Source organism: Streptomyces sp. I05A-00742 (genome assembly GCF_013055795.1).
Classification (GTDB): Bacteria; Actinomycetota; Actinomycetes; order Streptomycetales; family Streptomycetaceae; genus Streptomyces.
This window is the reverse complement of record NZ_JABETO010000011.1, coordinates 90,048-116,867: the sequence shown is the minus strand read 5'-3', so window position 1 is coordinate 116,867 and position 26,820 is coordinate 90,048. Positions and strand designations below refer to the sequence as shown.

At 71.5% G+C, this 26,820-nt stretch carries 22 protein-coding genes and 1 pseudogene; 10 read left to right on the top strand and 13 right to left on the bottom strand.

Annotated elements, in window-relative coordinates; all coding sequences use genetic code 11:
* Nucleotides 1–115: 115 nt before the first annotated feature.
* Both HN013_RS13690 and HN013_RS13685 read right to left on the bottom strand, forming a co-directional pair.
* Nucleotides 116–592: a hypothetical protein gene (locus tag HN013_RS13690; RefSeq protein WP_171166383.1), complete on the bottom strand. Its 477-nt coding sequence runs from the start codon at nucleotides 590–592 to the stop codon at nucleotides 116–118.
* Between the two features lie 93 nt (nucleotides 593–685).
* On the bottom strand, nucleotides 686–1,897 hold the full coding sequence (locus tag HN013_RS13685; RefSeq protein ID WP_171166449.1) for a helix-turn-helix domain-containing protein: 1,212 nt from the start codon (nucleotides 1,895–1,897) through the stop codon (nucleotides 686–688).
* Nucleotides 1,898–2,037: 140 nt separating this feature from the next.
* Between HN013_RS13685 and HN013_RS13680 the strand changes: the two genes are divergently transcribed.
* Nucleotides 2,038–3,105, top strand: a complete 1,068-nt coding sequence (locus HN013_RS13680) for a transcriptional regulator (protein WP_398979542.1) — start codon at nucleotides 2,038–2,040, stop codon at nucleotides 3,103–3,105.
* 40 nt (nucleotides 3,106–3,145) lie between these two features.
* Complete coding sequence (locus tag HN013_RS13675) at nucleotides 3,146–3,514, top strand: hypothetical protein (RefSeq protein WP_171166382.1); 369 nt, start codon at nucleotides 3,146–3,148, stop codon at nucleotides 3,512–3,514.
* Between the two features lie 72 nt (nucleotides 3,515–3,586).
* Here the strand turns inward: HN013_RS13675 and HN013_RS13670 are convergent, their stop codons facing one another.
* Nucleotides 3,587–4,027 (bottom strand): hypothetical protein, encoded by a 441-nt coding sequence (locus tag HN013_RS13670; RefSeq protein ID WP_171166381.1) that lies wholly within the window; start codon nucleotides 4,025–4,027, stop codon nucleotides 3,587–3,589.
* Between the two features lie 337 nt (nucleotides 4,028–4,364).
* Between HN013_RS13670 and HN013_RS13665 the strand changes: the two genes are divergently transcribed.
* Nucleotides 4,365–4,538: a hypothetical protein gene (locus HN013_RS13665; protein WP_171166380.1), complete on the top strand. Its 174-nt coding sequence runs from the start codon at nucleotides 4,365–4,367 to the stop codon at nucleotides 4,536–4,538.
* 163 nt (nucleotides 4,539–4,701) lie between these two features.
* Here HN013_RS13665 and HN013_RS13660 read toward each other — a convergent pair whose 3' ends face one another.
* The 3 genes from HN013_RS13660 to HN013_RS13650 form a co-directional block, all read right to left on the bottom strand.
* Complete coding sequence (locus HN013_RS13660) at nucleotides 4,702–5,733, bottom strand: AraC family transcriptional regulator ligand-binding domain-containing protein (RefSeq protein ID WP_171166379.1); 1,032 nt, start codon at nucleotides 5,731–5,733, stop codon at nucleotides 4,702–4,704.
* Between the two features lie 311 nt (nucleotides 5,734–6,044).
* Nucleotides 6,045–6,872, bottom strand: coding sequence for an ATP-grasp domain-containing protein (locus HN013_RS13655; RefSeq protein ID WP_312018596.1), 828 nt, complete (start codon nucleotides 6,870–6,872; stop codon nucleotides 6,045–6,047).
* A gap of 60 nt (nucleotides 6,873–6,932) precedes the next feature.
* The gene (locus HN013_RS13650; protein ID WP_171166378.1) at nucleotides 6,933–7,364 is read right to left on the bottom strand and encodes a helix-turn-helix domain-containing protein; all 432 of its coding nucleotides are present in this window, start codon (nucleotides 7,362–7,364) and stop codon (nucleotides 6,933–6,935) included.
* 153 nt (nucleotides 7,365–7,517) lie between these two features.
* Between HN013_RS13650 and HN013_RS13645 the strand changes: the two are divergent.
* Nucleotides 7,518–8,941 (top strand): annotated as a pseudogene (locus tag HN013_RS13645) (MFS transporter).
* On the opposite strand, the gene cutA reads toward HN013_RS13645, so the two are convergent.
* Complete coding sequence (gene cutA / locus HN013_RS13640; protein WP_171166377.1) at nucleotides 8,884–9,237, bottom strand: divalent-cation tolerance protein CutA; 354 nt, start codon at nucleotides 9,235–9,237, stop codon at nucleotides 8,884–8,886. The pseudogene HN013_RS13645 and the gene cutA sit on opposite strands and share 58 nt — an antisense overlap.
* Before the next feature lie 70 nt (nucleotides 9,238–9,307).
* On the opposite strand from cutA, the gene HN013_RS13635 reads away from it, so the two are divergent.
* Entirely contained in the window at nucleotides 9,308–9,616 is a 309-nt protein-coding gene (locus HN013_RS13635) for a hypothetical protein (RefSeq protein ID WP_171166376.1), read from the top strand.
* Between the two features lie 97 nt (nucleotides 9,617–9,713).
* Here HN013_RS13635 and HN013_RS13630 read toward each other — a convergent pair whose 3' ends face one another.
* From HN013_RS13630 to HN013_RS13605, 6 genes are all read right to left on the bottom strand, one after another.
* Nucleotides 9,714–9,929: an EF-hand domain-containing protein gene (locus tag HN013_RS13630; RefSeq protein WP_171166375.1), complete on the bottom strand. Its 216-nt coding sequence runs from the start codon at nucleotides 9,927–9,929 to the stop codon at nucleotides 9,714–9,716.
* Nucleotides 9,930–10,000: 71 nt separating this feature from the next.
* Nucleotides 10,001–10,672: an N-acetylmuramoyl-L-alanine amidase gene (locus HN013_RS13625; protein ID WP_171166374.1), complete on the bottom strand. Its 672-nt coding sequence runs from the start codon at nucleotides 10,670–10,672 to the stop codon at nucleotides 10,001–10,003.
* Between the two features lie 438 nt (nucleotides 10,673–11,110).
* Nucleotides 11,111–11,614, bottom strand: coding sequence for an ATP-binding protein (locus tag HN013_RS13620; RefSeq protein ID WP_171166373.1), 504 nt, complete (start codon nucleotides 11,612–11,614; stop codon nucleotides 11,111–11,113).
* A 301-nt stretch (nucleotides 11,615–11,915) separates the two neighbouring features.
* The gene (locus tag HN013_RS13615; RefSeq protein WP_171166372.1) at nucleotides 11,916–12,683 is read right to left on the bottom strand and encodes an enoyl-CoA hydratase/isomerase family protein; all 768 of its coding nucleotides are present in this window, start codon (nucleotides 12,681–12,683) and stop codon (nucleotides 11,916–11,918) included.
* Nucleotides 12,684–12,789: 106 nt separating this feature from the next.
* On the bottom strand, nucleotides 12,790–14,010 hold the full coding sequence (locus tag HN013_RS13610; protein ID WP_171166446.1) for an Ig-like domain-containing protein: 1,221 nt from the start codon (nucleotides 14,008–14,010) through the stop codon (nucleotides 12,790–12,792).
* Nucleotides 14,011–14,190: 180 nt separating this feature from the next.
* Complete coding sequence (locus HN013_RS13605) at nucleotides 14,191–15,423, bottom strand: Ig-like domain-containing protein (RefSeq protein WP_171166371.1); 1,233 nt, start codon at nucleotides 15,421–15,423, stop codon at nucleotides 14,191–14,193.
* Between the two features lie 215 nt (nucleotides 15,424–15,638).
* On the opposite strand from HN013_RS13605, the gene glgX reads away from it, so the two are divergent.
* From glgX to HN013_RS13580, 5 genes are all read left to right on the top strand, one after another.
* Nucleotides 15,639–17,990 carry a glycogen debranching protein GlgX gene (glgX, locus tag HN013_RS13600; protein WP_171166370.1) on the top strand — a complete coding sequence of 784 codons (2,352 nt, stop codon included), beginning with the start codon at nucleotides 15,639–15,641 and terminating at the stop codon, nucleotides 17,988–17,990.
* Nucleotides 17,991–18,041: 51 nt separating this feature from the next.
* A complete protein-coding gene (locus tag HN013_RS13595; RefSeq protein ID WP_171166369.1) occupies nucleotides 18,042–19,934 on the top strand; it encodes an ABC transporter ATP-binding protein in 1,893 nt (630 codons plus the stop codon).
* A complete protein-coding gene (locus HN013_RS13590; protein ID WP_171166368.1) occupies nucleotides 19,931–21,805 on the top strand; it encodes an ABC transporter ATP-binding protein in 1,875 nt (624 codons plus the stop codon). Before HN013_RS13595 ends, HN013_RS13590 begins: the two co-directional genes overlap by 4 nt.
* A gap of 786 nt (nucleotides 21,806–22,591) precedes the next feature.
* Complete coding sequence (locus tag HN013_RS13585) at nucleotides 22,592–24,874, top strand: M4 family metallopeptidase (RefSeq protein ID WP_171166367.1); 2,283 nt, start codon at nucleotides 22,592–22,594, stop codon at nucleotides 24,872–24,874.
* A gap of 291 nt (nucleotides 24,875–25,165) precedes the next feature.
* Nucleotides 25,166–26,725: a M4 family metallopeptidase gene (locus HN013_RS13580; protein ID WP_171166366.1), complete on the top strand. Its 1,560-nt coding sequence runs from the start codon at nucleotides 25,166–25,168 to the stop codon at nucleotides 26,723–26,725.
* The last annotated feature ends 95 nt before the right edge of the window (nucleotides 26,726–26,820 follow it).

Genomic DNA, 26,820 nt, shown 5'->3' with positions numbered 1-26,820 from the left:
CGAACGGTGTCTCCGTAATCCTGTGTGACCACCCCGACCCGGCCCGACCGCAGATCCTTGACCAGGCGCCCGAGGGGAACGCCGGCTCTGGGTGCCCCGGTTCTCACCTGCTGCGTCACGTGTCGTCCCGCTCCGGCCCCGGTTGCGCGGTGTCCGACGGTCCTGTCAGGGTCCTGGCGTACACGAAGCCGCCGCTCTCCTCGACCGACCGGGCAACTTCACGGTATTCCTCGGCACTTGTCGCGATCATCGATCGCCAAGCGGTGAGGACAACCCCTGCCGCTCCGCTCCGGATATAGCGAAGGGCGCTCGACAGGCCGATGCGTTCTCTCGGGGTCATGTGACCCTCGTCCGCCTCGATCACCGCGACCACACTCCATCCGAACGCGTAGGCGGCCCCCTGGCAGTCCTCGCGCGCTCGCGCGGTGACGGAATCAATGCCACCGGACAGGTAGATGACGCATCGGAACCGCTCGACCCCGGAGGTGAGACCAGAGGCGGCGTCCGTCAACTGGCGTCGGCGCCTGCGATCACCATCGGCCCTCCGGACGTCGGGCGCGGGCCCGGACTCGGTCTTCTGATTGCTGACCATGCACGCATCGTGCCGGTATGGACACCTGGGGTGAAGCGACGGGGCGTCCTACCTCCTCAGACCGCCGGCAGCGGCTCGTACGCTCCGTACGGGTCAGCTGATCAAGGGGACGCCGATCACCCGGCTGATGTTCCGAACCCTCGCCGCCGACACCTTGGCCAGGCGACGGCCGATCACCCCCGGAAGCGCCTGGTGCCTCACCCACTCCGGAGCATCGAGCCCCACTTCGATCAGCGTGTCCGCGGCCTGGTCGTAGAGACCGGCGGAACACTGCGCCTGGGCCACATCGAGCTTGTAGCGGTTCCTCGCCACCTTCGACATGGAGCAGGGAAGCTTGTTCATGCCCGGCTCACCGGCCAGTTTCAGGGCCCGGCCGTGGTTGCCGAGGGCGACGTGAATGCCGACGGCCTCAGCCTTCGCCGCCGTCGGGCCGAAGTTCGTGCCGTACAGGTCGACGTCCCTGCCGAGCCGGGCAGCCGCGGCATGGGCCTGGGAGATGTAGTCGTCCGCTGCGCTCTCGTCCTCACGCCGTGACGCCGCGACTGCTGCGGAGATCATGAGGCGGCCGTAGGCAACCAGTTGCGGACGCGAGGGCCGGCTGAAACGGGGTTCGACGGCCAGGGCGGCGCGCTCGGCCACGGAGACCGCTCGCGGCAGCTTGGCGCTCCTGAGATAGATCCAGGACAGGGTGGATTCGAGCAGGGCCGGCATCACGGGATCACCGGTCTCCACGGCGCGCAGTTTGGCGGAGGTCAGCGCGCTCAGCGCCAGGTCACGCTGCCCGAACCCGTTCGCACAGGACGCGGCGACCCTGTAGGTGCTCGCCAGGACGAGGCCCAGTCGCTCGCGCTCGACTCCTCCCGCACTCACATACCGCGCCTGGCCTTCCATGAGGACCCGGGAGGCGAAGCCGCTCAAAGCGACGGTGTCCCCGGCCCAGAAGGCGGCCCACGCGAGATCACGCGCCTTGCCCAGCTCATCGACGCTGCTCGGGTCCTCGACCCCCTCCCATTCGCCGAGCGCGCTTTCGTGCACAGCGTCGGAAAGGCGGCGCAGTGCGGCCCGGTCCTCGCGGTTCATGCCCTGTCGGGGAGCCTGCTGGCCCAGGATCACCGAGACGTCCGTCCGGAGCGCGGCGGCGAACTTCAGCAGTGAGCCGACGGACAGGTCCCCCTTGTCCTGTTCCGCCTTCTGCACCAGAGCGAGAGACACTCCGGCCGCATCCGCCAAGCCCTGCTGTGTCATGTCGGAACCGCGCAAGTGCTTGATGCGCCTTCCGGTCGTCAGATCAGCCCAACCGCTCACGGTCACCTCAAGAGGTCCTGGGTTCCGGTGACTTAGACTCCGATGGTACGGGGTGGTCGCCGAGGGCCGTTCCGTCAGCCTGTACCAGGTCCTTGTGAGCCCCGACCGACTCCACCTCGTTCCCCGGGAGCGTGAGTGTCGTGCAATCGTCAGGCGGTGACGCGGATCTGCCCAGGCCGTACCGGCCGGTGCCCTCGCGACGCGGCGTCCTCGGAGCCGGCCTGTTCTCCGTCGCGCTGACTGTTCCGCACTGGCAGGACGTGGTCGGGCGCATGGAAGCGGTTCAGCGCGGAAGGGCGCACCGCTACGGCATGGCGGATGTCGACATGGTGTCCGCCATGACCGAACGGATATCGGAGCTGGACGACCGGTTCGGCGGGCGGCATGCGCGTCCGATGGCGGCCACGTTCCTCGTCAACACCGTTGCCCCCTACCTCCGCGCGGACGCGCCCACGCCCGTGCGCCGGGCGATGATGTCCGCCGCTGCGGACCTCTGTTACCTCACCGGCTACATGGCGGTGGACGAGGGCTTCCACGGCCTGGCCCAGCGCTACTACGTGAAGGCCCTGGAGCTGGCCGGGGCGGCGGGTGACCATCTCACCTACTGCACGACGTTGCGGGGCATGAGCGTCCAGGCGGTGGACCTCGGGCACGGTCGTGAAGCCCTGCGCCTGGCCGACGCCGCCGCGGCCGCGTCGCCGCAGGCCGGGCCGCGGATGCGCGCGTTCCTGGCGGGGCAGCAGGCCCATGCGGCGGCCCGGACCGGGGAGCGGGCGAATGCGCTGATGTACATCCGGGAGGCGGAGGCGGCGATGGAGAAGGCCGAGTCCCGGGCCAGGGCGTTCGGTTCGTACGATCCCTCGTCCCTGCTGTACCACGTGAGCCAGGTCCGCTACGAGTTGCGGGACGTCGCCGGATCGGTCGGCGTGCTGAAGGAGTCGGACCGCGTCCGGCAGAGGGTGTACCGGCGGGCACGGGTCCGGCATCGGTGCACGCTGGCCGAGCGGCAGTTGGACATCGGTCACTTGGAGGAGGCCTGCCGGACGTGGCACCTCGCCCTCGACGACTACCCCGACGTCCACTCCGGCCGGGCGGACACCCGCGTTCGCGTCATGAGCGCCCGCATCCGCCCGCATCTGAGGAACGCGGCGGCGAAGGAACTCCACGAGCGGGCCCGCGGGCTCGCCCCCGCGCTCACCGGAACGTGAGCGCCTCGAATTCGTGACCACGACGATGAAAGGAATTCGCTTGTCGGAGAACGAAGGCGCCCGGCTGTTCCGTGAGACGTGGATCGCCGGAGTGCGCGCGCACTATCCCGGGGAGCCCAAGGCCGGTTATGTCACCCCGTGGGAGGAAACACCGGACTGGGAGCGGGCAGCAGCGGGAGCCGTGTACGAGCAGGTACGCCAGTTCCTCTCGGTCAGCGACGGGCATGCCGCGCGGCTGACGCGCGAGCAGAAGGGCCGGTTCGTGGCCATTTGCTGGACGGCGCAGATGTACAAGCACTTCGCGGAGCCCAAGCCGGGTTATGTAGCGGACTGGCCGGAGCTGCCCGCATGGCAGCGCGAGACGGACGCCGACATCTTCGAGGCGATCGAGAAGTCTGTCGTCGGCTGAGCGTCAGTAGTCATAAGCGGCCGCCCGGCCGGCCTCTCCCTCCCTGGGTGCCGACCGGGCGTACGCAATCGATCAGTCCCAATAGGTGGCGGAATCGCCACAGCTGATGGCCCGGACGTTGTACCGGGTGAGAGCCCCGAGGCATTCTCCCGTGGCGGCGTTCTTGAGCACCCAGCCCCTTGACGTCTTCGTCTCGTACCACTGCTGGTACGGGTTGTCGTGGTTGAAGGCGCACCGCCCGAGGTAGGCGCGGCGGCCCACGCCGTTGCCGTCGAGGCACCAACTGCCGTTCTTGAAGGCGGTCAGTTCGTAGGAGCCGTTCCGGAGTCGCGCTTCATCCCAATTGTATGCGTCAGTGCATTTTTCGGTGGTGGCGTAATTGTCCGAATCCCAGCTGAGGCACGTACCGAGCTGCTTCGCCACCCAGTTGACGCCCCCATTGGCGGACGCCGGGGTGGCGGTCGCGATGCCGACGGACGCGACGGCCGCGGCGGTCACGGCAAGGCGAGCCATCTTTGCTCTTTTCATGAGACTGTCCTTTCCCAAGGTTTCAAGTAGGTTTCAAGTAATTCACCTACTGACGAGCCGTCAGAGTAGGCAACCCGGTCCGGTTCAATCAATCATCAATGAGCACCGAGTAGATCACTCGGAGTGGCATCGAATTCAGAAAGGCGGAAACTTCCGACACGTCACGGCGAAACGGTACTCGCTATTCCGAATTCAAAAAGGAACGCTATGGGTTGGTGGGATACCGTTCGGCGGAGACCCGAGTAAGGAAGGCGGCGGCGACGTGCCGAACAGCAGGAGGTCAGGAAGGCCGGTCCCCGGCAGGTCACGGCGCGCCGGGAACATGTCGTTCCGGACGCTCTTCCTCGGGGTGTTGGCCGCCGCCGGCGGGTTCGGGGGAACGGTCCGCGCCGTCACGTCGGGCGCGGGGGTGCTCAACGTCCTGTCGGCGCTGGGCATCGGGGTGTTGGGCCTTGCGCTCGCGGTCGCCTACATCGTCGACTTCGGCAAGCGGTGACGCGTGCTGCGGGCCGGGCTCGGTCTCGGACTGGCCGCGGTCAGGGGTGTGTTGGAGCAGGTCCTCGCCGGCACCTACCCGGTGACTCCGACCGAGGCCGAGTGGCTGGCGCGGAGGCTGCGGGCGGCGGGGGTCGACGCGGCCCTCGGGGCCGGGGTGTGAGTCAGCCCGCGCTCTCCTCCCCCGCCCCCTCCGCCGCCGACCAGCGCCGGACCGCGCGGCGCAGCGAGCGGGGGTCGGAGTAGCCGAGGCGGTCGGCGAGGACGGCGGTGCCGGGGCGGCCGGTGCGGCGGGCGAGTTCGGCCTGGCGGCGGCGGGCGTCGTCGAGTTCGGCGCGCCAGGTGGTGCCGGACTCGGCGAGCCGGCGTTGGAGGGTGCGGCGGCTGGTCATCAGCTGCCGGGCGACGTGGTCGAGGGCGGGGGTGCCCTCGATGAGGCAGAGGTCGAGGGCCTGCCGGAACTGGTCGCGCCAGTCGGCGGGCGGCGGCGGGGGCAGGGTGTCGGCGTAGCGGCCCAGGATGGCGCCCAGCCGGGGGTCGGCGCCGAGAACCGGCTGGGCGAGGTCGGCGGTGCGGAAGGTGACCGTGGCGCGGGCCTGGTCGAAGTCGATGCCGCGCTCGGCGGCGAGGGCCTCGGCCAGCGTGGCGTGCCGGGGCGGCGCGGACTGGGAGAAGCCGACGTGCAGCGGGTGCACGGGCGTACCGGTGACACCCCGCGAGCGGGCGCACAGCACCGCCAGGGCGAACTGTTCGGCGAGCTCGACCTGGCGGGTCTCCCCCTCCACGTAGTGGAAGGAGTAGGTGGTCTCCCGCTCGTCCTGCGAGCTCAGCGCGAAGCGGCCGTTGGTCGTGATGAAGTGCAGGTACCGGGTGCTGCTCTCCAGCGCGGCGCCGAGCGTCGGCGCGTTGGCGAAGAGGTAGTCGAAGAGCCCGAGGGCGCCCAGGCTGTACCAGCCGGCGATGGACACCGGGGAGTCCGGGGTGTCCAGGGCGTGTTCCACCAGTTCCCAGACGTGCATGGTGCACCGGGCCGGGATGGTCACCTCGTCCTCGGCCAGGGCCCAGTCGGGCACCCCGGCCGCGCGGGCGATCCGGTCCGGGTCGGCGCCGTTCGCCGCCGCCGCGGTGAGGAGGAACTTGGACAGGACGATGGAGTCCAGCTCACCGGGGGTCCCGGTCGTCAGCGCTTCTGCCATGCCACCCATTTTCCGTGACGTTGGCACGTCGTGTGCCGGAGGTGGCACGTTCGGTCCTGTGCGGAGCCGTCCGGACGTCGGCATTCTGAGACGGACCGCGGGGCCTCGGAGCCCGGAACAGCCGCTTGCCGGCCTCACCGGCAGCCGGCCGGGCCACGCGGACCGGAGCGCGAGCGGGTACGGGGGTCCGGCTCGCATTCCCACGCGTCACTCGACCGACGACCACAGGAGGGGAGTCGTCGGACGACTGGCACCACACAGGCCGCAGCGGCCCCGCGGGCCCGTGGCGCGACGCGTCCCCTCAGGCGTCCTCATTCCGTGACGGTTCGACTGCCGGTGTCCGCCGGCCGCGTTCCCGTCCCGCCGCGGACGAACGGGCGGTCCCGCGCGGCGACCGCCGCGTCCGGCCCCGCGGCCCGCAGGACGACGTCCAGGGCCGTATCGGGCTCCGTGGTGTAGAGGCCACTGGCCCAGGCGGCGTTGGCCTCGATCACGGCCCAGTGTCCTTCGACGGTCCCGACGTCGACCACCACGGCGGACGGCAGGGTGTCCCCGTGGGCCGCCAGCAGTTCGGCGCCGAAGCGGGCGGCCTCGGGGGCCAGGGGGCCCAGGGCCAGGCGCCCTCGCTCGCCGTACCGGCTCCCGCCGCGCACCGCGCCGTCCAGGACGAACAGCCGGTGCTCGACGGTGAACTCGACGACGTCGCTCACCAGGACGGGCGTCGCCGGGTCCACGGCGTCGGGGCCCGGCAGCCGGGAGCCGTCGGCGTAGACCATGGCCCGTATCCCCTTGTCGTTCGGGGACTTGACGAAGGCGGGCCGGCGGAGGGCGTGGGCCTCGCCGAGCGGCATCGCCAGCACCTCGCGCCGGGTGAACGCCCGCGGCAGCCGGGCGAGCCAGTCCACCGGGGCCTCCAGCGGGGCGATGCCGAGCACCGGCGCCACGGCGTCCGCGAACCCCGGACCGGCGTGCAGGTGCTGTGCGCGCAGGCCGGCGGGGACGGTGAAGCCCGGCAGTTGCTCCGTCCGCATCCCGCGCCGCCGGGCGGCGTCGCGGACGGCTTCGGCGGAGGCGGTGAGCCGGGGCGGCAGGACGAGGGTGTCGGTCACGGTCTCGGTCACAGTCTCGGTCTCGGTCACGATTACCGATCTTGACGGATGTCCGGGGCCGGCGCGCCCGAATTCCTGCGCGCCCCCGCCTCAGGCCGCCGGCTTCGCGTCGTACGCCGCCCGTGCCGTGGCGATCGACGACCGGTGCCGTTCCGCCCAGCCGACCAGTTCGCCCAGGGTGGCGTGGAGTTCGCGGGCCATGGGCGTGAGGCTGTACTCGACCTTGGGCGGGACGGTGGGGTGGACGGTGCGGATGAGAAGGCCGTCGCGTTCGAGCTTGCGGAGGTTCAGGGTGAGCATGCGGCGGCTGATGCCCTGAATGGTGCGTTCCAGCTCCGTGAACCGGATCGGGCCGCGGGCCGCCGCGACCAGGATGCCGATGCTCCACTTCCCCGCGACGTGGTCGAGCACCTCGGTGATGGGACATGCCTCGTCGATCGCCCCGCCTGTCGCACCCCCGACCTCACCGTCGACGAGCCCCTCGACAAACCCCTCGGGCACATCCGTGTGACTGCGTGACATAAAAGTGCCTCCTTCCGCAGGCGCTCATGGTTACAGATCATGACTGCTGTAACAAGTCGTGCCCCTTTGGAGGTCAGAGCCATCATGCCAGCATCCCTGGACAGAACCGCATCCCGATGGGCTGCCCTCGCGGTGCTCTGCGCCGGGCAGTTGATGGTCATCCTCGACGGGACGATCGTCAGCGTGGCCCTCCCGTCGATCCAGGCGGACCTCGGCTACTCCCCCTCGGGCCTCGCCTGGGTGGTCAACGCTTACCTCGTCCCGTTCGGGGGCCTGCTGCTGCTCGCCGGGCGGGTGGGCGATCTGGTCGGGCGGAAGCGGGTGTTCGTCACCGGGCTGGTCCTGTTCACCCTGGCCTCGCTGCTGTGCGGGGTGGCCACGACGCCCGGTCCGCTGCTGGCCGCGCGCTTCCTCCAAGGGGTGGGCGGCGCGGTGACGTCGGCGGTGACGCTCGGCATGGTCGTCTTCCTGTTCCCCGAACCGAAGGAGCGGGCCAAGGCGATCGGGGTGTACAGCTTCGTGCAGTCCGCCGGCGGTTCGATCGGGCTGCTCGCGGGCGGCGTGCTGACGCAGGCCCTCGACTGGCACTGGATCTTCTTCGTCAACCTGCCGGTCGGCGTCGTCGCGTCCGTCCTCGCCGTCCGCGTTCTCCGGGACGACCGGGGCCCCGGGCTCGGGAGGAGCACGGACGCCGCCGGGGCGCTCCTGGTCACCGCGGCGCTGATGCTGGGGGTCTACGCGATCGTCGGCACGGCGGACCACGGCTGGGGGTCGGCGCACACGCTCGGGTTCGGCGGTGGCGCGCTCGCCCTGTTCGCCGCGTTCGTGGCCCGGCAGGCGACGGCGGCCGAGCCGCTGCTGCCGCTGCGCGTCCTGCGGTCCCGGCAGGCCTCGGGGGCGCTGGCCGCCCAGGCCCTGATGGTGGCGGGGATGTTCGGCTTCCAGTTCCTGACCGTGCTCTACCTGCAGAAGGTGCTCCGGTTCGACCAGGTCGACACCGGTCTCGGCGTCTTCCGGTCTCGGTGGTCATCGGCGCGCTGTCCCTCGGTGCCGCGCCCCGGCTGATCGCCCGCTTCGGCGCCGTCCGGGTGCTGATACCGGGCCTGGTGCTGATCGCGGCCGGCCTCGCGCTGCTGGGCGAGGTGCCCGCGCGGGGCGCGTACGCCGCCGACGTACTGCCCGCCCTGCTGCTGCTCGGCACCGGCTTCGCCCCGGCCATGACCGCTCTGGCGACCCTGGCCATGTCCGCCGCCGCGCCCGGCGACTCGGGGATCGCGTCCGGGCTGTTCAACACCGCGCAGCAGGTCGGCGCCGCGTTCGGGCTGGCGGTGCTGAGCACGCTGGCGACCTCCCGTACGGCCGCGCTCCTGGACGACGGCGGTGGTACGGCCGCCGCGCTCGCCGACGGTTACCGGCTCGCCTTCCGCGTCGGCGCGCTCTTCGTCCTCGGGGCGCTCGCCGTCGCCGTGGCCGTACTGCTGCGGCGCCCGGCGGGGGCGGGGGCCGCGCCGGCCGCGGGTCAGCAGGCTTCGGTCTCGCAGGTCCCGCCGGTCTCCGACCGCAGCCACGCCAGGTAGGCGTCGCTGCCCGCGGTGACCGGGGTGGCGATCACCTCGGGGACGTCGTACGGGTGCCCGGCGCGGATGTGGGACTCCAGATCCGGGTACCGGGCGCTCGTCGTCTTGTAGAGGACGCGCCACTCGGTGTCGGTCTCGACGGCGCCCTGCCACCGGTAGACGCTGGTCACCGGTCCGTCGATCTGGGCGCAGGCCGCCAGCCGGAGTTCGATCGCTCCCGTGGCGAGCCGCCGGGCGGTCTCCTCGTCGGGGGCCGTGGTCATCACCGCGAGATAGGAGGTCGTCGTCGCGTCCATGGCGTCGACCGTATCGCGGGCGGAAAGGACAGGGGCGGCGTTGTCAGTGGGTCCGCGTACGCTCCCTGGCATGAGTTACGCAGACCTGCGCGAACTCCACAGCGCGCTCAACACCGCTTCGGACATCGCCTACGCCCTGGAGACCACGCCCACCGCCCAGGAGACCGAGCAGATCGTCGACGCCCTGCGCCGGGCGCTGGACGCCGCCCGGGCCCTGGGTGCCGTGCACGGCGCGACGGGGTGCTCGGTGCACCCCCGCGGAGCCGTGGACCCGCTGTACGGGGACAAACACGATCCGCTGCCCCCGGGCTGGGGGCGCTGTCTGCTGTGCAACGACGCGCGGCGCCGGGCCGGCGCCCAGCGGCGGGGCGGGCGCTGACCCGTCCCCCGGAGGAGACCCGCCCCCGGGGACACCGGCCCGCAGGGACACCCGGCCCGGGGACACCGACCCCCGGGGCACCGGCCCGCGCGGCGGATCAGGCCTTGCTGTGGGCGGCCCAGAACTCGTCGAACGACATCAGGCCGTCGCCGTTGCCGTCCTTGGAGTTGATGACCGCCTGGGCCACGGGCTCGGTGACGAACGGGTCGCCGAGCCGGGCCATCGCGCTCCGATACTCGGCCGCCGTGATGAACCCGTCGCCGTCGGTGTCGAACTGCGCGAAGGTCTTGCGCGCTTCCTCGATGTCAGCCATGTGGGCCTCCCCTGATCTGCCGCGCGCTGTGCGCCGCGGGCTTGTTGACCGGCACAGATTATCCGCCCGATTCAGCCGCCCGACGCGGAGTGTCCGGCCACCAGTTCCAGGTAGCGGTCCCAGTCCCAGTACGGGCCCGGGTCGGTGTGCGTGGAGCCCGGCACCTCGATGTGGCCGATGATGCGTTCGCGGCTCACGGGGATGCCGTAGCGCGCGCAGACCGCGGCGGCGAGCCGGGCGGAGGAGCGGTAGAGCGCGTCCGTGAAGTACTCGGGGCGGTCCACCCAGCCCTCGTGCTCGATGCCGATGCTGCGGGTGTTGTAGTTCCAGTTGCCCGCGTGCCAGGCGATGTCCCGTTCGCGGACGAACTGGGCGATGTAGCCGTCGGCCGAGGCGACGGCGTAGTGCGCGGAGACCTTGGACTTCGGGTTCTGGAAGATCTTGACGGTGTCCGGGAAGGTCTCCTGGGTCACATGGATCACGACGTACTCGACCGGGTACGAGCCGGGGCGGCCGGAGACCGTGTAGTTGGCGCTGTTGGCCGGTATCCAGTGGGTGGCCGGGTACCCGTCCGGGGGCCGCGAGGCGGCCGAGGCCGCGGGCCGTCCGACGCTGAAGGCGGCGGCCGCCCCCAGGGCCGCCGCCCCGAGGAGCGTGGCGGCGCCGCCGAGGGCGCGGCGCCGGGGCACGGCGGGCGGGGGGACCTCATCGGGGGCCGTGTCGTCCAGCGGCGGGTCGTCCATGAGGCCTCCAGGCGGCGGGAGTTCGGAACACGCGGACGGGGACATGACACCCACATCCGGTGCCACACGCAAGCACCGGCGCGCCAACAACCTCGGACAGGCGTATATACATAAGCAGTTGACGGTATTGATTCATGGAAAACAAGGCGAGTGGCGCATCTCACCTTTGATTACCCAGAGTCATTGTGGAGATTGCCCGTATATGTTCCGATTCTCTCTTTGGCCGGAGCGCGCCCCATCTGCCATAGTCGGTGCCACGACCCCCATTGACCCGGGCTCGGTCGTTCCACGCCGCGGAGCACACCCCACTTCTCCGCGTCGCCATGAAGAGGCCCCCACCCGTCGCAGGACGACGGACAGGGGCCTCTCGGCGTAGCGAAGGAAACGGAAGCCGATCCTCAAGATCGGCACCCGGAGCGTATCGGCACCAGGAGCGCCTCAGCGGTCGGCGACGCGCATCTCGAACCACGTCGTCTTGCCCCGCGCCAGCAGGTCCACGCCCCACCGGTCGGAGAGCCGGTCGACGAGGAACAGCCCCCGCCCGCTGATGTCCAGCTCGCCCACCGGGATCAGGCACGGCAGCCCCCGCGAGGGGTCGCGCACCTCCACCCGGATCCAGCCCCGGCGGCGCGCCATCCGCAGCCCGAAGTGCCGGGCGCCCGTGTGCCGGACGGCGTTGCCGACGAGCTCGGAGACCAGCAGCACCGCGTGCTCGGCGAGCTGGGCGGAGAGGCCCCAGTAGCTGAGGATCACCGACTGGGCGAGCCGGCGGACGGCGACCGTCGACTCCGGGCAGGAGGGCATCCGTACCTCGGCGACCGTGGGGTCGCCGTACCGTTCGAGCGCCTTGAGCGCCAGTTCGTCGTCAACGGCCGGAGCCCACCGCGCCTCGGCCGTACCGACCCCGCGCCGCGGCTGCTCCGTTCCCTCCAGACCCGCCATGCACCCCATGATGGCCGCCGAAAAGCCGTCCGGGAGTGGAACCTTCGGATTCGGTTTTCCGGAAGGCCCGGCTCCGAGGCCCCGCGATGACATATGCCAGGGGCCCCATCCACGCCCTCGCACCACGACTGACCTGCGATGACCGCCTGCGCTCGAAAGATCGCCGACGGTGCCCGGCCGGGTCAACACCAAGGGTCCGCACGTCCCGCGAAATTCCCCCACAAGAGGCAACCCCCGGAACGCATTCTTCCGCGTACATCCGGCCGGGCCACCGGGGCGACCCACTCCAATTGGCCCGCGATCAGACGAACTTGGCCTTGCCGGGACCGTCCTCGACAAAGCTGCGCATACCGATTTCCCGGTCCTCGGTGGCGAAGAGCCCGGCGAACCAGTTGCGCTCGACGGCCAGTCCGGTGTCGATGTCGGTCTCAAGGCCGGAGTCCACCGACTCCTTCGCCGCGCGGAGCGCGATGGCGGGACCGGCGGCGAGCCGGGCAGCCCAGGCCTGCGCCTGCTCGTACACCTCGGCGGCGGGGACGACCCGGTCCACCAGACCGATGGCCAGCGCCTCGTCGGCCTTGACCTGACGGCCGGTGAAGATGAGGTCCTTGGCCCGGGAGGGCCCGATCAGCCGCGGGAGCCGCTGGGTACCGCCCGCGCCCGGGATCAGACCGAGCAGGATCTCCGGCTGGCCGAGCTTGGCGTTGTCGGCGGCGATCCGGAAGTCGGCGCAGAGCGCGAGTTCGCAACCGCCGCCCAGCGCGTAGCCGGTGACCGCCGCGACCACCGGCTTGGGGATGCGGGCGACGGCGGTGAAGGCGTCCTGGAGGGACCGGGACCGGGCGATCATGGCCGGGTGGTCCATGTCCCGCATCTCCTTGATGTCCGCGCCGGCCGCGAACACCTTCTCCCCGCCCCAGAGCACCACGGCCCGGACGTCCGCGCGGTGGGTCACCTCCTCGGCCAGCTCCCGGATCCGGTCCTGGGTGGCGATGTCCAGCGCGTTCATCGGCGGACGGTCGAGCCGGACGGTGCCGACGCCCTCCGCGACCTCAAGATGCACAGTCATGCCAGCAGGTTAGACGCCGGGAAAGGCCGACGGCCCGGTGCACTTGGTCACAGTGCGCCGGGCCGTCGCCACGGAACGGATTCAGTATGGGCTCAGCCGGAAGGATTCAGCTGCCCTTGGTCCACTCCGACCACGGCATGTTCCAGCCGTTGAGGCCGTTCTCGGGCTGGATCACCTTGTCGTCGGAGTTCTTCACGACGACGAGGTCACCGATCATCGAGTTCTTGAAGAACCAGGAGCCGGGCATCGAGGGGTCGCCGCCGCCGCGCTGATCCTCCAGGCCGACGCAGCCGTGGCTGGCGTTCTCGGAGCCGAAGGTGCCGGAGCCGGACCAGTAGTTGCCGTGGATGAAGGTGCCCGAGGTGGACAGGCGCATCGCGTGCGGCACGTCCTTGATGTCGTACTCGCCGCCGAAGCCGACGGTGTCCCCGTTCATCCGGGTCACCTCGTACTTCTCACTGATGACCATCTGACCGTTGTAGGTCGAGTGGCCGGGGGCGCCCGCGGAGATCGGGATGGTCTTGATGACCTTGCCGTCGCGCTCGACCTTCATGGTGTGCGCACGGGCGTCCACCGTGCTCACCTGGGAGCGGCCGACGGTGAACCTCACGGTCTTGCTCTGCGTGCCGTAGACGCCGGGGCGGCCCTCGACACCGTTGAGGTTCAGGTTGAGCGTCACCTTGGTGCCGGCGGCCCAGTACTTCTCCGGGCGGAAGTCGACGCGGTCGTTGCCGAACCAGTGCGGCTTGATGTCGACGGCCGGCTCGGCGGTCACCTTGACGGCCCGCTCCACGGCCTTGGGGTTGGTGATGCCCCGGCTGAAGGTCAGCGAGACCGGCATGCCCACGCCGACGGTGCTGCCGTCCTCGGGGGTGAAGTAACCGGCGAAGGTGTTCTTCGGAGTGAGGGTGGTGAAGGACGCGTGCTTCGCGGACTCACGGCCCTCCTTGTCCTTGGCTATCGCGTCCACCGAGTACTTGGTGGAGGCGGCCAGGTGGGCGACGGGCTCCCAGGTGGACCCGCCGCCGGATATCTTGCCCTCTATCTCCTTGCCCTTGCCGTCGGTCACCTTGACCGACTTCAGGCTTCCCTTCCGGGCGGTGACCTTGAGCGCCCCGCTGGTCCTGACCTCGGTCGCGCCGTCCTTGACGGCTATCGACACCACGGCCTGGGACGGTCCTTCGGCGGTGAGCTTCCCGCGCGCCTTCTTACCGGGCTCGGAGTCTCCCCCGCCGCCCCCGCAGGCGGTCGCCACGGTCATCACCGCGGCCAGCAGCACGGCGGACAGCGCCCCCCGGCGGCCCCGTCTCCCCCGATTCCCGGACATGGGCAGCACGTTCACTACGGTCTCTCCTCATCGCACGGCCCGCGGCCACGCGGCGCCCCCGAAGCGCGACATCCGCGCATGGCGATAGATAACCATACGCATCGGACAGCACCGGCCCCGTGAAGGTCACCGTTCCGTTCCAAGTGGCACGTGTGCCCCGGGCATACGGTGCCGACCGGGTCAATCCACCCCCAGCGCGGAGCCCGCGAGCCACTGGTCCCAGGTCAGGTTCCAGCCACCCAGCCCGTTGTCCGGCAGCACCGGCCGCCGCCCCGAGTTGATCACCTCGACGGTGTCACCGACGAGGGACGCCCCGTAGAACCAGGCGGCCGGGGTGGTGGTGTCGCCGTGCTCGGCGTCCCGCAGCCCGATGCAGCCGTGGCTCAGGTTCCGGCTGCCGAACGCCTCGGGCGGCAGCCAGTAGTTGCCATGCAGGAACGTTCCCGTGGCGGTGAGCCGCATCGCGTGCGGTACGTCCTTGATGTCGTACGCGCCCCCGAAGCCGACCGTGTCCCCGTTCATCCGGGTCACCGGCCACTTCTCGCTGATGACCATCCGCCCGGTGTACGTCTCGGTGCCCGGGGCGCCGGTCGTGACGGGCACCGTGCGCAGCGGCCGGCCTGCGCGGACGACCCGCATGGTGTGCGTGGCGGCGTCCACCGTGCTCACCTGGTCGCGGCCCACGCCGAAGGTGACGGTTCTGCGCTGGAGTCCGTAGACGCCGGGCGCCGCACGGACGTCGCGCAGCCGCAGGTCGACGGTGACGAGGGAGCCGGGCGTCCAGCGGTGGCGCGGCCGGAAGTCCAGCCGGGACGGGCCGAACCAGTGGCCGGCGACCTCCGTCCCCGGCCGGGCGGTGACCCGGATGGCCCGCTCCACGGCGGCCCGGTCGGTGACCGGGCGGCTGAAGCCGAACGAGACGATCATGCCCGTGCCCACCGTGGCGCCCGGGGTGGGGGTGAGGACGGCGACGAAGCGGTGGGCCGGGACGTACGTCCTGAACTCGGCGTGCTCCGTCGCCCGGTGGCCCGCCGCGTCCCGGGCCACGGCGTCCACGGTGTAGCGGGCGGCGAGGGCGATCCGGCGGCCGGACGGCCGCCAGCTGCGACCGTCGGGGGCGATCCGTCCGGCGACCGGCCGCCGTACGCCGTCCCGGACACGCACCGCCCGCACCCGTTCCAGCCGCCCCTGCCGCACCCGCACCTCGAACCGGTCCGCGGCCCGTACGTTCCGCGTGCCGTCCCGCGGGGTGACCCGGATCAGCCCGGCGACCGGCCGCGGGTCGTCCGAGGGCACCACCTTCGCGGGCGGCCGCACGGTACGGGGGGCCTCCGCGGCACAGCCGCAGAGCGTCGCGAGGGCGGCCAGAGCGCACAGTCCGCGCAGGGCGCGCGGGAGGGCAAATCCTGTCACATCCGTCCCAACGACACGGTGCGCCACGGGAAACGTGACGGCACTCGCTTGCTGCGCCCGGTCACACCTGGGAGCGCATGCGCGGAACCGGGCAGGAGTGGGAAGGAAACCCCGAGGAGCCCCGGGACGCGGGGCGGAGGCCGCATCGCCAGACACCCGGAACGGGAAGCCAGGTGCCCGGTGTGCGCCGTCCGAGAGCCGCCGGAGGCGAACACGTGTCGAGCACACCGGAGCAAGAGACGGGGCGCCGCCCCCACTTCGGACCGCCGGCCCGGACGGCCGGGCCACCGTCCGCCGCGGTCAACGGCCGGCCGGTCGAACACGGCGCCGGGGCGGTGTGGCCGGGCTCCCCCGAGCCGCTGGGCGCCCGGTTCGGCGTGGGCGCCCACGGGGTCGCCGGGACGAACTTCGCCCTGTGGGCCGGGGGCGCGGAAGCGGTGGAGGTGTGCCTCTTCGACGACGACGGCGCGGGCGGCCTGCGCGAAACCCGGCACTTCCTCGGCGAGTTGACGCACGAGATATGGCACGGCTTCCTGCCCGGCGTCCTGCCGGGACAGCGCTACGGCTACCGGGTCCACGGCCGGTGGGACCCATGGACGGGCGCCCGCTGGAACCCCGCGAAACTGCTGCTCGACCCCTGTGCCCGGGCCGTCGACGGCGACTTCGGGTCCCCGCCGGGCCGTCCGGGACCGCTGCCGCCGGAAGTGTACGGGCACGTCCGCGACTGGCCGCAGCAGCACGTCGCCGACACCGTCCGCGACGAGCGGGACTCGGCCCCGTTCGTCCCCAAGGGCGTTGTCGTCGCGGACCACGACGCCCCGAACGATCCGGCGGGCGACCACCGGCCCGGGACCGCCTGGGCCGACACCGTCATCTACGAGCTGCACGTCCGCGGCTTCACCATGCGCCACCCCGGCGTGCCCGAGCCGCTGCGCGGCACCTACGCCGGGCTCGCCCACCCGGCCGCCCTGGACCACCTCGTCCGCCTCGGCGTGACCGCCGTCGAACTGCTGCCCGTCCACCAGTTCGCCCACGAGGACCACCTGCTCCGCCGCGGGCTGCGCAACTACTGGGGCTACAACTCCATCGGGTACTTCGCGCCGCACGCCGCCTACGCGGCCACCGGGACGCGGGGGCAGCAGGTCGGCGAGTTCCGGCGGATGGTCCGGGCGCTGCACGCGGCCGGGATCGAGGTCATCCTCGACGTGGTCTACAACCACACCGCCGAGGGCGGCGAGCTGGGACCGACGCTGTCCCTGCGCGGCGTCGACAACCGGCGCTACTACCGGCTCCAGGAGGACCCCCGCCGCTACGCCGACTACACCGGCTGCGGCAACACCTTGCACGTCGTCCAGCCCAACGTGCTGCGGCTGATCACCGATTCGCTGCGGTACTGGGTGACCGAGATGGGCGTCGACGGCTTCCGCTTCGACCTGGCGGCGGCGCTCGCCCGGTCGATGCACGACGTCGACATGCTGTCGCCGTTCCTCGCCGTCATCGCCCAGGACCCGGTGCTGCGCCGGGTCAAGCTGATCGCCGAGCCGTGGGACGTGGGCTCCGGCGGCTACCAGGTGGGGCACTTCCCCCCGCTGTGGACCGAGTGGAACGACCGCTACCGCGACGCGGTGCGCGACTTCTGGCGCGGCGCCCTGCCGGACCTCCGGGACCTGGGCTACCGGCTCTCCGGCTCCAGCGACCTCTACGCCTGGGGCGGCCGCCGGCCGTACGCCTCGGTCAACTTCGTCACCGCACATGACGGATTCACTCTCAGGGACCTGGTGAGTTACGGCCTCAAGCACAACGAGGCCAATGGCGAGGGAAACCGGGACGGAAGCGACGACAACCGGTCATGGAACTGCGGCGCCGAGGGGCCGACGGACGACGCCGGCGTCCTGGCCCTGCGCCGGCGGCAGCTGCGCAACCTGCTGACCACGCTGCTGCTCTCCACCGGCGTGCCGATGCTCGTCGCCGGGGACGAGATGGGCCGCACCCAGGGCGGCAACAACAACGCCTACTGCCAGGACAACGAGACCGGCTGGGTGGACTGGTCCCTGCTGTCCGACCCGGGCTGGCGCGCCCTCACCGACCTCGCCTCCCGGCTGCTCGCCCTGCGCCGCGCCCACCCGGTGCTGCGCAGCCGCGCCTTCTTCTCCGGCCGCCCGCAGTCCCTGGACGGCCTGCGGGACCTCGCCTGGTTCACCGCGCGCGGCACCGAGATGACAGAGTCGGACTGGTACGCCCCCGCCGCCACGCTCGGCATGTACCTCTCCGGCGGCGACATCCCGCAGCACGGGCCGGACGGCGCGCCCGTCACGGACGACAGTTTCCTGGTCGTCCTGCACGCAGGGGACGGACCGATCCGGTTCACGCTGCCCGGGCCGCCGTGGGCCGAGGGGTACGAGCTGCTGGTCGACACGGCCCTGGAGGAACAGGAGGACGCTCCGGGCGCACGGTGCGCGGCGGGGGCGCCAATTACCGTGGGCGAGCGGTCCGTTGTGGTGTGGAAGGTGCTCCCGGGGCCGGTGTCGGGGAAGGGCCGGGGAGGGAGCCCCCGTCCCGGGGACTAGGGCGGAAATCCGAGTGAGCGTTGTCAGTGGTCCGCCGTAGGCTCCGCACTGATGACCGGAACCCGTGAAGCACCCGGAGCCGAGGCGCACCGCTCCGTCGTGCGCTCGCTGCTGCGCCTGTGGCCGTTCGTGCGGCCGGCCCGCGGCCGGCTGCTCATCGGCGGTGTCGTCGCCGTGCTGGCGTCCTGCATGGGGCTGGTCATCCCGCTGGCCCTCAAGTGGATCGTGGACGGCCCGATCGCGGACCGCGATCCGTCCGGGGTGTGGCTCGGCGGGCTGACAGTCCTGACGCTGGGGGTCCTGGAGGCCGGGCTCTTCGGGGTGCGCCGGATGCTGGTGGCCCGGCCGCTCGCCGACGTCGAGGCGTCCATGCGCGCGGCGCTCTACCGGCACCTCCAGCGGCTGCCCGTCGCCTTCCACGACCGGTGGCCCTCCGGGCAGTTGCTCTCCCGGGCCACCACCGACCTGATGCTGCTGCGCATCTTCCTGGCCTTCGCGCTGACGTTCCTCGCCGTCAACGGCCTGACGATCATCATCGGGTTCGTCATCCTGCTGCTCCAACGGTGGACGCTGGGGCTGGTGCTGCTCGCCCCGGTCGTCCCGCTGGTCATCCTCTGCCGCTACTTCGAGGTGCGCTACTCGCGGGCGGCGCGCACCGCCCAGGACCAGGTCGGCGATCTGACCACGGTGGTGGAGGAGAGCGTCCTCGGCATCCGCATCATCAAGGGCTTCGGGCGCCACCGCGGCCAGCAGCGGGCCTTCGCGGAGCTCTCCGGCCGGCTGCGCTCGACGGAGCTGCGCAAGGCCCGGCTGCTGGGCTCCCTCTGGGCGGTCATCATGATCCTGCCCGAACTGGCGATCGGGGCGGCGCTGGTGCTGGGCGTCCAGCAGGTCGCCGACGGCGCACTGACGGCCGGAGCGCTGGTGGCGTTCCTGTCGACGGCGCTGGCGCTGCGCTGGCCGGTGGAGTCCATCGGCTTCCTGCTGGCGCTGTCGAACGAGGCCGCCACCGCGACGGACCGCTTCTTCGAGGTGCTGGACGTCCCCGCGCCCGACGACACCGCGCCGGCCACGGCGGCGGCAGGGACGGAGACCGCCCCCGCCGCGCCGGACGACGGGCTGCGCATGGAGGGCGTGGAGTTCCGCTACCCCGACGCCCCGCCGGACGCCCCGCCCGTGCTGCGCGGCATCGACCTGCACATCAGGACCGGCGAGACCATGGCCCTGGTCGGGGCCACCGGCAGCGGCAAGACCACCCTGACCGCGCTGATCCCCCGGCTGCACGAGGCGACCGCCGGCCGGATCACGCTCGACGGCCGGGACATCGCCGCGCTCCCCCGCGAGCGGCTGCGCGAACTGGTGTCGGTGGCCTTCGAGGAGCCCACCCTCTTCAGCGCGAGCGTCGGCGAGAACGTCCTGATGGGCGCGGCGGGCGCCGGAACGCCCGAGCTGGACCGGGCGCTGGCCGTCGCGCAGGCCGACGGCTTCGTCCGGGCCCTGCCGCAGGGGGCCGGGACGCAGGTCGGTGAGCAGGGCCTGAGCCTCTCCGGCGGTCAGCGCCAACGGCTCGCCCTCGCCCGGGCGGTGATCGGCAGCCCCCGCTTCCTCATCCTCGACGACCCGCTCTCGGCGCTCGACGTGCACACCGAGGCCCTGGTCGAACAGGCGCTGCGGGACGTCCTGGCGACCACGACCGCACTCGTCGTGGCCCACCGGCCCTCCACCGTGCTCCTCGCCGACCGGGTGGCGCTCCTGTCGGAGGGGCGCATAGCGGCGGTCGGCACCCATCAGCAACTGCTGCGCGAGAGCCGTGAGTACGCGTGGCTGATGTCCGCGCCCGGGGGCGAACCGGAACCACCCGGCGACCACGGCGAACACCGTGCGCACGACGAGCACGGTGCACACGGGGCACGCATGGCAATGGAAGGGGACGACCGCCGATGACCTCCACCGTCTCCGGCCCGACGGACACCGACGCCCGGCGCACCGAGGAAATCGCCCCGGACGCCCCGGACCCGTCCGCCGGCGACCCCGTGGCACAGGACGTCCTGCCCGCCCCCAAGGGCGCCTCCCTGGCGCTGCTGCGCTCCCTGCTGGCACCCGCCCGCGGGCGGGTGTGGCTCACCGTGCTCCTGCTGCTGCTCCAGCAGGCCGCCGTGCAGGCCGGGCCGCTGCTCGTCGCCTACGCGATCGACCGCGGCGTGCCCGCCGTCCGCCGGGACGACTACGGCCCGCTCGTCGCCGTCGGCACCGCCTACCTGGCCTGCGCCCTGGCCTCCGGCCTGCTCCAGATCGCCTTCATCCGGGTCTCGGCCCGCGTCGGCCAGAACGCGCTGCTCGACCTGCGGGGCCGTATCTTCCGGCACGCGCAGACCCTGAGCATCGACTTCCACGAGCGCTACACCTCGGGCCGGGTGATCTCCCGGGCCACCACCGACGTGGAGGCGCTGCGCGAACTGCTCAACGACGGGCTCCAGGAGCTCATGGGCATCGTCGCCTCGCTGCTCCTCGTCTCCGCGACCCTGCTCTGGCTGGACTGGGGGACGGGCGCGGCGGCCGTCGTCTCCTTCCTCCCGCTCCTCGTCGTCCTGCGCGGCTACCAGCGCCGGACGCTGGCCGTGCACCGCCTCAAGTCCACGGCCACCGCCGCGGTCATCGTGAAGTTCACCGAGACGATGAACGGCATCCGGCCGGTGCAGGCGTTCCGCAGGGAGGCCGTCAACGAGGAGCACTTCGACGTGCTCAACCTGCGGCACCGGGAGACCACCGCCGCCGCGATGATCAACATGGGCCGCTATGTGATGACCTCGCGGCTGCTGTGCAACGGCTCGCTGGCCGCGATCGTGGTCTGGAGCTCCTACCGGGTGGCCTCCGGCGACCTGGAGCTCGGGGTGCTCGCGGCGGCGGTGCTGTACCTGCGGCGGCTCTACGACCCGGTCGACCAGATCGGCATGTTCCTCAACTCGTACCAGTCCGCCGCCGCCTCCCTGGAGAAGATCGCCGGGCTGCTGGCCCAGCGCCCCACCGTCCCCGAGCCCGAGCACCCCGCGGCCCTGCCCGCCCGCCCGGCCGACCGGCCCGGCAGCGAGGTCGTCTTCAAGGGCGTGAGCTTCGCCTACCGCACGGGCGGCGAGGTCCTGCCCCCGTTCGACCTCACGCTCGCCGCCGGCCGGACCGTCGCGGTCGTCGGCTCCACCGGCGCCGGGAAGTCCACGCTGGCCAAGCTCCTGGCGCGGTTCTACGACCCGACCGGGGGCCGGGTCCTCCTCGACGGCGTCCCGCTCACCGACCTCGCCGCCGCCGACCTTCGCCGCCACGTGGTGATGGTCACCCAGGAGGCGTTCCTCTTCTCCGGCACCGTCGCCGACAACATCGCCATCGGCCGCCCCGACGCCACCCGCGAGGACATCGAGCGGGCCGCGAAGGCCATCGGCGCCCACGACTTCATCACCGCGCTGCCCGACGGCTACGACACCGACGTCCGCAAGCGCGGCGGCCGCATCTCCGCCGGCCAGCGCCAACTGGTCGCCTTCGCCCGCGCCCTGCTCGCCGACCCCGCCGTCATCGTCCTCGACGAGGCCACCTCCTCCCTCGACATCCCCGGCGAACGCGCGGTCCAGCGCGCCATGCGCACGGTGCTGCGGGGACGGACCGCCGTGGTCATCGCCCACCGCCTGTCCACGGTCGAGATCGCGGACCGCGTGCTCGTCATGGCCGACGGCCGTGTCGTGGAGGACGGCGCTCCGGCCGAACTCATCGCCGGGACCGGCCGGTTCGCCTCCCTGCACCGGGCGTGGCGGGAGAGCCTGGTGTGAGCGGGCGGGGCCCGGGAGCTACGGCCGAGGGGCCTGGGAGCCCACGACCGCGGGGTCCGGGAGCCACCGGCCGCGGGGCCCGGGAGCAACGCAACGGCCGAGGGGCCCGGGAACCCACGACCGCGGGGTCCGGGAGCCACCGGCTGAAGGGCCTGGGAGCCTCCGGCCGCGGGCCCGGGAACCACCGCTGAGGACGCCGGGAAGGACCGGGCCCCGGCCGTCGGCAACCACCCGTGAAGCACCGCCGGACACGGCGGGCGGGCACGGGAAGCAGCCCCTCCACTCGGAGGTGGCCGCTCCGGTAAGCGCCGCGCCCCGGCCGTTCCCGGCCATGAACAAGAACGCCCGCCCTTCCCCCGGGCCGCCCCCTCGACACCCCGCGCGCCAAGTCCGGCCGGACCGCCACTCCCCCAACTCCCGCCATACCGCCCGCTATGCGGACAGCGATCTTTTGCCAACGGACATTTTCCGGCCAACTTGTTGACGCGCCCCTGACATCCACCGGGCGTCGGTGGCACTCTTCACCCACAACCGGCGCCGGAACACCCCCCACCCCGCACCCCCCCAGCGAGAACCCCCCACAGCGAGACGTTCCGCATCGAGGCTTCAGCGTCGAAGCCCCCTCTCCAAGGTCCCGCCCGAGGCTTCCGCATCGGACGGGAACACCCCTTTCCTCCTCTCTTATCTCCACTGGTTCTGCCGTGAACAGCCGGGCGGCCCCCACGCCGCCCGGTCGCCCATTCGGCCACACACCCACCGGTCGTGGTCGCCGCAGAAGGAGTCAGCGTGAGACCCACCCCCCATAGACGCGCCGTCGCCACCGGTGCGCTCGTCGCCGTCACGGCGATGCTCGCCGTCGGCGTCCAGACGACCTCCGCCACCGCCGGTCAGGACAAGGCCGCTCCGGCCCCCCGGCAGCAGATCCAGAAGGCGGACCCGGGCGCCCTGCCGACCAAGCTGTCGCCCTCGCAACGCGCCGAGCTGATACGCGACGCCAACGCCACCAAGGCCGAGACCGCGAAGACCCTGGGCCTCGGGGCCAAGGAGAAGCTGGTCGTCCGGGACGTCGTCAAGGACGTCAACGGCACGGTGCACACGCGGTACGAGCGCACCTACGACGGCCTGCCCGTCCTCGGCGGCGACCTCGTGGTCGACGCCACCAAGGGCGGCCAGGTCAAGACCGTCGCGAAGGCCACCAAGCAGCGCATCGCGGTCGCCTCCACCACCCCGTCCCTGGCGGCCTCCGCCGCCGAGAAGGACGCGGTGAAGTCCGCGCGGGCGAAGGGCTCGAAGTCCGGCAAGGCCGACCGCGCCCCGCGCAAGGTCGTCTGGGCCGCGGACGGCAAGCCCGTTCTCGCCTACGAGACCGTCATCGGCGGCCTCCAGCACGACGGCACCCCCAACCAGCTGCACGTCATCACGGACGCGAAGACCGGGAAGAAGCTCTTCGAGTTCCAGGGCGTCAAGCAGGGCACGGGCAACAGCCAGTACAGCGGCCAGGTCACCATCGGAACGTCCAAGTCCGGCAGTTCGTACCAGCTCAACGACACGACGCGCGGCAACCACAAGACGAACAACCTCAACCGCGGCTCGTCGGGCACGGGAACCCTGTTCACCGACGCCGACGACACCTGGGGCGACGGCACCACCAACGACGCGGCGACCGCCGGTGTCGACGCGCACTACGGCGCCCAGCTGACCTGGGACTACTACAAGAACGTCCACGGCCGCAGCGGCATCCGCGGCGACGGCGTCGGCGCCTACAGCCGGGTGCACTACGGCAACAACTACGTCAACGCCTTCTGGGACGACAGCTGCTTCTGCATGACCTACGGCGACGGCTCGCAGAACAAGAAGCCGCTGACGTCGATCGACGTGGCCGCGCACGAGATGACGCACGGCGTCACCTCCGCCACCGCCAATCTGACCTACAGCGGCGAGTCGGGCGGCCTCAACGAGGCGACCTCGGACATCTTCGCCGCGGCCGTGGAGTTCTGGGGCAACAACAGCTCGGACCCGGGCGACTACCTGGTCGGCGAGAAGATCAACATCAACGGTGACGGCACCCCGCTGCGCTACATGGACAAGCCCAGCAAGGACCGCGCCTCGAAGGACGCCTGGTACTCCGGTCTCGGCGGCATCGACGTGCACTACTCGTCCGGCCCGGCCAACCACTGGTTCTACCTGGCCTCCGAGGGCAGCGGCGCCAAGGACATCAACGGCGTGCACTACGACAGCCCCACCTCGGACGGGCTGCCGGTCACCGGCATCGGCCGGGACAACGCCGCGAAGATCTGGTTCAAGGCGCTGACCGAGCGGATGCGCTCCAACACCGACTACAAGGGCGCGCGCGACGCCACCCTGTGGGCGGCCGGCGAGTTGTTCGGTGTCAACAGCGACACGTACAACAACGTGGCCAACGCCTGGGCCGCCATCAACGTCGGCCCCCGTGCCTCCACCGGCGTCTCGGTCACCAGCCCCGGCGACCAGACCAGCATCGTGAACCAGGCCGTCTCGCTCCAGATCAAGGCGACGGGCACCAGCGGCGCGCTGACCTACTCGGCCACCGGACTGCCGGCCGGCCTGTCGATCAACGCCTCCACCGGCCTGATCTCCGGCACCCCGACCGCCACCGGCACCAGCGACGTGACGGTGACGGTGAAGGACTCCGCCGGCAAGTCCGGTACGACGTCCTTCAAGTGGACGGTCAACACCACGGGCGGCGGCAGCGTCTTCGAGAACACCACCGAGGTGGCCATCCCGGACGCGGGCGCGGCCGTGAACTCGCCCATCGTGGTGACCCGCAGCGGCAACGGCTCGTCGGCCCTCAAGGTGGACGTGAACATCACGCACACCTACCGCGGTGACCTCGCGATCGACCTGGTCGCCCCCAACGGCAAGACCTGGCGGCTGAAGAACGCCGACGCCTGGGACTCGACCGCGGACGTCTCCGAGACCTACACGGTGGACGCCTCCGGCGTCACGGCCAACGGCACCTGGAAGCTCAAGGTCCAGGACGTGTACTCGGGTGACTCCGGCAGCATCGACAAGTGGCGGCTGACCTTCTGACAGCCGGCACCGAACGACCGGGCGCCGTCCGGGGTGAGCACCGACTCCCCCGGGCGGCGTCTTTCTCTTGTGCCTGCTCCCCGGGCGGACCACGCGGCCCGGTCCCCTCTACACAAACGGAATGGGCAATTCGCCCGAATTATCCACCAATACCCTGAACTCACGGAAAATCTTTATCAAACCGCCGCCACAACAGCCCCGATATTCCCGGCAGAACGCACGCAGGTTCGATCAAACTGACGCTCGGTCGCGATCCCCGCGTCCGAGTCCCCCCACCTGCCAGGAGCATGCGTGCGTCACACGTCCCGAATAGCCCGTTCCGGGCTCCGCCGCCCCGCCGTCGCCGCGAGCGCGGCCACCGTCGCCGCGGCCCTCCTCGCCTCCGGCTTCGCCGGGGCCCCGGCCCAGGCGGCCGGCCAGGAGGACCCCGCCAAGGCGCTGCACCTGAGCGGCAAGGAGCGGCTGGTCCCGCGCGGCACGATCACCGACGCGGACGGCACGGTCCACACCCGTTTCGAGCGCACCTACGAGGGCCTCCCGGTCCTCGGCGGCGACCTCGTCGTCCACCAGGACAAGGACGGCAAGGTCGAGGACGTCACCAAGGCCACCGAGGCCACCATCAAGGTCCCCACCACCAAGGCGAAGCTCGCGGCCCCCGCCGCCGGCCGGGCCGCGCTGGCGGCGGCGGAGTCCGACAAGGACGGCGTGGGCGCCTTCGTGCGCAACCAGGCCCCGCGCAAGGTGATCTGGGCGGCCGAGGGTCAGCCCGTCCTCGCCTACGAGACCGTCATCGGCGGCCTCCAGCACGACGGCACCCCCAGCGAGTTGCACGTGGTCACCGACGCCACCACCGGCAAGAAGCTGGACGAGTACCAGGCCATCGAGACGGGCACCGGCACCGGCCAGTACAACGGCAAGGTCCCGGTCAACTCGCTGCGGTCCGGCGGCAAGTTCTACATGAAGGACACCGCCCGGGGCGGTCACACGACCTTCCACGCCAAGAACAGGACGTCCGGCACCTTCCCGGCCTTCAGCAACTCGCGCGACGTCTGGGGCAACGGCAAGCAGAGCATGGCCCAGACCGCCGCGGTGGACGCCCAGTACGGCGCCGCGAAGACCTGGGACTACTACAAGAACGTCCTCGGCCGCAAGGGCATCAGGGGCAACGGCAAGGCCGCCAACTCCTTCGTCCACTACGGCAACGGCTACAACAACGCCTTCTGGTCGGACGAGTGCTTCTGCATGGTCTACGGCGACGGCAAGGGCAACAAGTCCCCGCTGACCGCCCTCGACGTCGCGGGCCACGAGATGACGCACGGCGTCACCTCCGCCACCGCCCGGCTGCGCTACAAGGGCGAGTCCGGTGGCCTGAACGAGGCCACGTCGGACATCTTCGGCACCGCCGTCGAGTTCTACGCCCGCAACTCCCGTGACAAGGGCGACTACCTCATCGGCGAGAAGATGGGCAAGCCGCTCCGCTACATGGACAAGCCCAGCAAGGACGGCCGTTCCGCCGACTACTGGCGTCCGAACCTCGGCAAGCTGGACGTGCACTACTCGTCCGGCGTGGCCAACCACTTCTTCTACCTGCTCGCCGAGGGCAGTGGCGCCAAGACCATCAACGGCGTGAAGTACAACAGCCCGACCTGGGGCGGCAAGAAGGTCCGCGGCATCGGCCGCGGTGCCGCCGAGAAGATCTGGTACAAGGCGCTCACCGCGTACATGGCGTCGACCACCGACTACAAGGGCGCGCGCTCCGCGACCCTGAAGGCGGCCAAGGCCCTGTACGGCACCAAGAGCAGCCAGTACAAGACGGTTCAGGCGGCCTGGGACGCCGTGAACGTCAAGTAACCACCGACGGCGGGTGGCCGTCCGGGGACTCCCTCCGGACGGCCGCCCGCCGTTCGCCGTTCCTCCCTTCCCCTCCCCTCAATCCCTCGGTCAGG

Bases quoted from the DNA above. Each gene is read 5' to 3' on its own strand.
- HN013_RS13595 (WP_171166369.1), top strand. From the start codon at position 18,042: ATGACCGGAACCCGTGAAGCACCCGGAGCCGAGGCGCACCGCTCCGTC.
- cutA (WP_171166377.1), bottom strand. From the start codon at position 9,237: ATGGACGCGACGACGACCTCCTATCTCGCGGTGATGACCACGGCCCCC.
- HN013_RS13660 (WP_171166379.1), bottom strand. From the start codon at position 5,733: ATGGCAGAAGCGCTGACGACCGGGACCCCCGGTGAGCTGGACTCCATC.
- HN013_RS13650 (WP_171166378.1), bottom strand. From the start codon at position 7,364: ATGTCACGCAGTCACACGGATGTGCCCGAGGGGTTTGTCGAGGGGCTC.
- HN013_RS13610 (WP_171166446.1), bottom strand. From the start codon at position 14,010: ATGTCCGGGAATCGGGGGAGACGGGGCCGCCGGGGGGCGCTGTCCGCC.
- HN013_RS13620 (WP_171166373.1), bottom strand. From the start codon at position 11,614: ATGGCGGGTCTGGAGGGAACGGAGCAGCCGCGGCGCGGGGTCGGTACG.
- HN013_RS13665 (WP_171166380.1), top strand. From the start codon at position 4,365: ATGTCGTTCCGGACGCTCTTCCTCGGGGTGTTGGCCGCCGCCGGCGGG.
- HN013_RS13670 (WP_171166381.1), bottom strand. From the start codon at position 4,027: ATGGCTCGCCTTGCCGTGACCGCCGCGGCCGTCGCGTCCGTCGGCATC.
- HN013_RS13690 (WP_171166383.1), bottom strand. From the start codon at position 592: ATGGTCAGCAATCAGAAGACCGAGTCCGGGCCCGCGCCCGACGTCCGG.
- HN013_RS13635 (WP_171166376.1), top strand. From the start codon at position 9,308: ATGAGTTACGCAGACCTGCGCGAACTCCACAGCGCGCTCAACACCGCT.
- HN013_RS13630 (WP_171166375.1), bottom strand. From the start codon at position 9,929: ATGGCTGACATCGAGGAAGCGCGCAAGACCTTCGCGCAGTTCGACACC.
- HN013_RS13625 (WP_171166374.1), bottom strand. From the start codon at position 10,672: ATGGACGACCCGCCGCTGGACGACACGGCCCCCGATGAGGTCCCCCCG.
- HN013_RS13590 (WP_171166368.1), top strand. From the start codon at position 19,931: ATGACCTCCACCGTCTCCGGCCCGACGGACACCGACGCCCGGCGCACC.
- HN013_RS13615 (WP_171166372.1), bottom strand. From the start codon at position 12,683: ATGACTGTGCATCTTGAGGTCGCGGAGGGCGTCGGCACCGTCCGGCTC.